Origin of the sequence: Roseibium sp., from assembly GCF_025698965.1 — a bacterium.
Taxonomy (GTDB): domain Bacteria; phylum Pseudomonadota; class Alphaproteobacteria; order Rhizobiales; family Stappiaceae; genus Roseibium.
On sequence record NZ_JAILWL010000414.1, the window covers coordinates 1 to 5,952 of the forward strand.

At 54.3% G+C, this 5,952-nt stretch carries 5 protein-coding genes; 3 read left to right on the top strand and 2 right to left on the bottom strand.

The features are described 5' to 3' along the window. The coding region (locus K5905_RS25535) for an Lrp/AsnC family transcriptional regulator (protein WP_297589402.1) at nucleotides 1–312 on the bottom strand (312 nt) is incomplete at its 3' end. Between the two features lie 113 nt (nucleotides 313–425). Between K5905_RS25535 and K5905_RS25540 the strand changes: the two genes are divergently transcribed. Further along, entirely contained in the window at nucleotides 426–1,628 is a 1,203-nt protein-coding gene (locus K5905_RS25540; RefSeq protein ID WP_297589404.1) for a methionine gamma-lyase, read from the top strand. A 55-nt stretch (nucleotides 1,629–1,683) separates the two neighbouring features. Here K5905_RS25540 and K5905_RS25545 read toward each other — a convergent pair whose 3' ends face one another. Beyond that, nucleotides 1,684–2,154, bottom strand: a complete 471-nt coding sequence (locus K5905_RS25545; protein ID WP_297589407.1) for an Lrp/AsnC family transcriptional regulator — start codon at nucleotides 2,152–2,154, stop codon at nucleotides 1,684–1,686. Nucleotides 2,155–2,277: 123 nt separating this feature from the next. Here K5905_RS25545 and K5905_RS25550 point away from each other — a divergent pair, with 123 nt between their 5' ends. Both K5905_RS25550 and K5905_RS25555 read left to right on the top strand, forming a co-directional pair. Beyond that, on the top strand, nucleotides 2,278–4,635 hold the full coding sequence (locus K5905_RS25550; protein WP_297589409.1) for a 1-deoxy-D-xylulose-5-phosphate synthase N-terminal domain-containing protein: 2,358 nt from the start codon (nucleotides 2,278–2,280) through the stop codon (nucleotides 4,633–4,635). A 415-nt stretch (nucleotides 4,636–5,050) separates the two neighbouring features. After that, nucleotides 5,051–5,952, top strand: a 902-nt coding sequence (locus tag K5905_RS25555; protein WP_297589411.1) for an asparagine synthase-related protein, incomplete at its 3' end; no start/stop codon positions are given.

Sequence of the window (5,952 nt, forward strand, 5' to 3'; positions counted from 1 at the left end):
GTAGTCCATGGCACCGGTAAGGACGTGGCATTCCAGCACTTCATCGATGGTCTGAACCCGGCTTTCGAAATGTCGGACATCTTCCTCGTTGTGCCGTTCCAGTCGAATGCGGACGAAAACGGTGATCGGCAGGCCGTACGCTTCAGGATCGACATCAACCGAAAAGCCGCGAATGGCACCGGCAGCTTCCAGGTTCCGCAATCGTCTGAGGCACGGCGAAGGAGACAGGTTGACTGTATCGGCAAGATCCTGATTGGTCATCCGTCCATCCTTTTGCAAAGCTCGAATGATTTGACGGTCTTTTTCGTCCATGTGGTGATCCATTGGTAGATTCTGCTAATTTTCATATTAACGCTGATAGATTTTGAAATCTATCGCCCCTTGAGCTCAGGCATAATGCTAAAACAGATAGATGGGAGATCGTCATGAGCCGAGCCAAGGGATTTGCAAGCCGCGCCATTCACCATGCCTATGCACCGCAGGAAAACGAGGGTGCCCTGACACCGCCGTTGCACCTCACGTCAACCTTTGTCTTCGAAACGGCAGAAGCTGGCGGTGAAATGTTTGCCGGTGAACGCACGGGGCATATTTACAGCCGGATTTCCAACCCGACACTGGATCTTCTGGAACAGCGGATTGCCGAGCTGGAAGGTGCGGAGGCCGGCCTGGCGCTTTCTTCCGGTATGGGGGCGATCACCTCGACGCTCTGGACACTGGTAAGCCCGGGTGACGAAATCATCGTTGATGAGACGCTTTACGGATGCACCTTTGCTTTCATGCGTCACGGATTGACGAAGTTCGGCATCAAGATTTCGCACGTCGATATGACCGACCCGGACAATCTGCGTTCTGCCATTTCCGACAAAACCCGTGTTGTTTACTTTGAAACACCTGCCAACCCGAACATGCGGCTGGTTGATATTGCTCGAATTTCGGAGATCGCCCATGAGGCAGGTGCGACTGTTGTCGTCGACAACACCTATGCAACGCCTTACCTGACCCGCCCGATCGAGATGGGCGCCGATATCGTTCTGCATTCCGCGACTAAATATCTGGGCGGTCACGGCGATGTTGTTGCCGGGCTGGTAGTTGGCAATGCCGAGCAGATTGGCGAAATCCGCCTTATCGGCATGAAAGACATGACCGGTGCAGTGATGGCACCTTTCAATGCGCTGTTGATTCTGCGTGGACTGAAAACTCTGGCGCTGCGCATGGACCGTCACTGCGCCACAGCGCAAAAGGTCGCTGACTGGCTGGAAGCGCATCCGGCAGTCTCGAAAGTGTATTATCCCGGTCTGAAAAGCTTCGAGCAGCACGATCTGGCGACGCGACAGATGACTCAACCGGGAGGCATGATCGCGTTTGAACTTCAAGGTGGTCTTCAGGCCGGTGCCGATATGATGAATGCGTTGGAGATGATCCAGCGTGCCGTTTCACTCGGCGATGCCGAAACGCTTATCCAGCATCCAGCATCGATGACACACTCTACCTATACGCCTGAGGAGCGCGCGGCCCATGGCATCAGCGATGGCCTTGTTCGCCTTTCCGTCGGACTGGAGGATCTGGAAGACATTCTTGAGGATCTGAGCCATGCAATGCCATCGAAACCGGCCGCTGTCGCTGCCTGAGGGCCAGTGATCCGACCCGGGCCATACTTCATGAAATGGACAGCATCGGCCTGATCTAGGGTGTCCGAGCGACACCGGACTTGACCCGACGGAGGGGGATCGAGCTCTCGATATTGGCTACACCGGGGACCTTTGTGAGCTTTCCCGTCAGGAAGGTTTCAAAAGCGGCCAGGCCGGTGGTTGCCACGCGCAGAAGGTAGTCGCGATTGCCTGTCATGAGCCAGCAGTCGACGACTTCCGGAAATGCCTGAATGGCGTTTTCAAACTGGTCGAGCGTGATGTCGACCTGCTTGTCGAGCTGAACCGACACGAAGACCGAAACCTCGTATCCGAGTGCGACTTCATCGATCAGTGCGCAGTAGCCGGTTATGACGCCGCGGTCTTCCAGATGCCGTAGTCGGCGAGCGACCGGTGTCGGACTGAGGCCTATGCGTTCGGAGAGCTCCTGAAGGGAGATTCTACCATCTGTCCTCAATTCTCGCAGGATCTGTATATCGAACGCGTCTAAGTTGGTGGAATTTGCCACTAAATATCTTTCTCTTGGCTGGATTCTCTAAAATATAGCCAAAGAGAGTAGGAAATAGCAAGAAACCGATTCAGTGTCGTCGTTAAATTGGGCGAAAGCATCGGATTTATGGGGACCTTCGCAATGCGCACCGAGCATCTCAAGACAATCGAAAAAAGGCTGCTTTGGTTATCTCACTGGATGATTCATCACGCTAATCACATTCGGCCGAAAGTCGACGGGATCAAGATTGGTGGCCACCAGGCAAGTTCCGCATCGATGGTGTCGATCATGACAGCACTCTATTTCTCGGCGCTCAAGCCCGAAGATCGTGTCGCCGTGAAGCCGCACGCGTCTCCGGTATTCCACGCGATGCAATATCTGATGGGGTATCAGACGCGCGAGAAAATGGAAAATTTCCGTGGGTTCGGCGGAGTTCAGTCTTATCCCTCCCGCACCAAGGATATTGATGACGTGGACTTTTCCACCGGGTCGGTTGGTCTCGGTGTTGCAATCGCGTCCTTTGCGTCACTGGTGCAGGACTATATCGACGCAAAACGCTGGTCGAAGGATCGTTCATTGGGCCGAATGATCGCGCTTGTGGGAGATGCGGAGCTGGATGAGGGCAATGTCTATGAAGCGCTGCAGGAAGGCTGGAAAAATGATCTCAGAAACTGTTGGTGGATCATCGACTACAACCGGCAGTCTCTCGACGGCATTGTTCGTGAAGGATTGTTCGACCGGGTCGAGAAGATTTTCGATGCATTCGGCTGGGACGTCGTCCGGGTTAAATACGGGGCACTTCAGCGGGCCGCATTTGCTGAGCCTGGCGGTGAGCGTTTGCGACAATGGATCGACGACTGTTCCAACCAGGAATACTCAGCGCTGACCTTTATGGGCGGTGCGGTCTGGCGTCAGCGTTTGATGGATGATCTGGGGGACCAGGGAGAGGTTACGGCGCTGATCGACCGGCGCAGCGATGAAGACCTGGCGGAGCTGATGGAAAATCTGGGCGGCAACTGCACCGAGACTATGGCAGAGGCCTTTGCCGCGATCGATCATGACCGTCCGACTTGTTTCCTGGCGTATACAATCAAGGGATGGGGCACGCCGATCGCAGGCCACAAGGACAATCATGGTGGCCTGATGAACAAGACCCAGATGGCCGAATGGCAGTCTCATATGGGCGTCAAAGAAGGAGAGGAGTGGGAGCCTTTCGCAACAGTTGAAAATGTTGCGGAGCTGAAAGCGGTTCTCGACCAAGTTCCATTTTTCTCCAAAGGCACGCGCCGTCACTTTGATGCACGTATCGACGTTCCGCAAATCGAACTTCAGTCGGACCGCGATCTCTCGACCCAGATGGCGTTTGGCAAGGTCCTCGATGATCTGTCGAAGGGCGACAGCAAGCTTGCCGAGCGCATTGTCACCACGTCGCCGGATGTTACCGGAACCACAAATCTCGGACCCTGGGTCAATCGCCGCAAGCTGTTTGCCCGTCATGCCATGCACGATGCCTTTATCGAGCATCGCATCCCTTCAACGGCAAAGTGGGAATTCACCCCTGAGGGTCAGCATATCGAGCTTGGCATTGCCGAAATGAACCTGTTCCTTCTGCTGGGAGCCGCAGGGCTGTCGCACTCGCTGTTTGGAGAGCGTCTCATTCCGATTGGAACGGTCTATGATCCATTTGTCTGCCGGGGGCTCGATGCGCTGAATTATGCCTGTTATCAGGATGCTCGGTTCATGATTGTCGGGACACCGTCGGGAACGACACTGGCACCGGAAGGTGGGGCGCACCAGTCGATCGGGACACCGTTGATCGGTATGAGCCAGGACGGACTGGCCGCCTTTGAACCAGCCTTTGCCGACGAACTTGCCGTTATCATGGAATGGGCGTTTGATTACCTTCAGCGTGATGGTGAAGGCGATCCGGACGAGCGGACCTGGCTTCGCGACGAAACCGGAGGGTCGGTTTATCTGCGTCTTTCCACCAACCCGATCGAGCAACCGGTCAAACGTGCCGACGACGATTTCCGGCAAGGTGCCATCGACGGGGGGTACTGGTTGCGCAAACCCGGTCCGAATTGCGAAGTTGTCATCGCCTATCAGGGGGTTGTGGCACCGGAAGCGATTGAGGCGGCTGGTCAGCTTGCCGGTCACCGGCGCGATGTCGGTGTCCTGGCCGTCACCTCCGCCGATCGCCTGAATGCAGGTTGGACGGCTGCGCAACGGGCGCGCTCACGCGGCAACAAGTCCGCTCTGTCTCATATCGAACGGCTGATGATGGATCTGCCGGCTCATTGCAAACTGATCACGGTGATCGACGGTCATCCTGCAACGCTTGCATGGCTCGGCGGTGTCGCGGGGCACCAGACCATCCCGCTCGGTGTCGAGCATTTCGGACAGACGGGAATGATCGGCGATCTTTACAGCCATTTCGGGATCGACGCGGCATCCATCATCGAAAAAGTCAACGGTCTGACGCCAGGGCGGTCGATTTGACTGACTTGGGAAGAAATGAAGGTCTTTTCCTGTTAAGAAGTTGCAACCCAAGAAATCGGACAAGTATGTGAGCTGGTGATGAGCCTGCGGGTATGGGGCCAGCGCCATTGCAGCGATTGGACGGCAGCTAGACCGTGTCGGAGAGGAGCTAACAAAAGGGTATCCGGGCTTGGGCCGCGTTTTTTAATCGCATTCTTGCAGTATTTGTGGTTCGAAACCTTGCATTTGCGCTATGAAAAGCACACTAAGGCGAGCGGTGTTTTAGTAAACTTCACGGGCAAGAATGTGTAGCTTCGTATTTTCGACCATCCAGCCAACGACGACCGATTTCAATCGGATAATGGCGTTGCGAGGTCCGGATTTCACTCAAAGCAGAACGATCGGTGACTGCTTCTTTTGTCACAACCTCTTGTCAATGCGCGGCGATTTTGTAAGTCAGCCGTATATTCCTGAGGACGAGAATGTCGTCGTAATGTTTAACGGCGAAATCTATAGTTGCCCTGAAAATTATGACAATGAAGCTCACTATTTGTATGACCTTTACAAGGAATTTGGCGCTGAGAGTTTTGCGCAGTTAGACGGTGAGTACGCTATTGTCATTGCCGATTTTGGACGGTCCGTTGTTCATGTGGCTCGGGATTGCTTCGGAACGAAACCTTTGTTTTTTGGTTCAAAAGGTGACGAGTTTGGCTTCGCGAGCTATCGAGATGCCTTGTCCGTCTTAGGCTTTGAGGAAATCAGGCCGCTGAAACCTAACCATGCGGTAGAATACAGCTTGGACCGCAGTCGGATAATCGAACGGGAAATCTATTCCTTCAATCTGGCGCAATATAAAACCGATATGACTGATTGGTTTTCAGCCTTTGACAGGTCCGTTGCCAAGCGGGTCCGGCACTTGCGAGGCAAGGCGTTCGTTGGACTGTCAAGCGGTTATGACAGTGGAGCTATCGCGGCATCGCTGATTGCACAGAACAAAGAGTTCATGAGTGTCACTGTTGAAGGTCGCGAGGATCCGGATGTGGTCAGTGGACGCCTTTCTGCTGTGAAAGCGTCAGGTAATCACGCGATCACCATTCCGGAAACAGATCTGAATGTTGAAGAACTGCGTGCCTGGATCGGTCAGTTTGTTGAGGATCAGCCTTATTTCATCATCAACGATGCAGGTGAGCGTGTTGAGGTCGGCAAGAGCGTGCACAAGGACAAGGCCTCGTTAATTCTCGCCGGTGTGTGTTCCAGGGCAAAGCAAGAAGGCGCGCTGGTTTACTTGTCGGGTAGCGGTGCGGATGAGATTTTTTCCGACTATGGTTTTGACGGGAA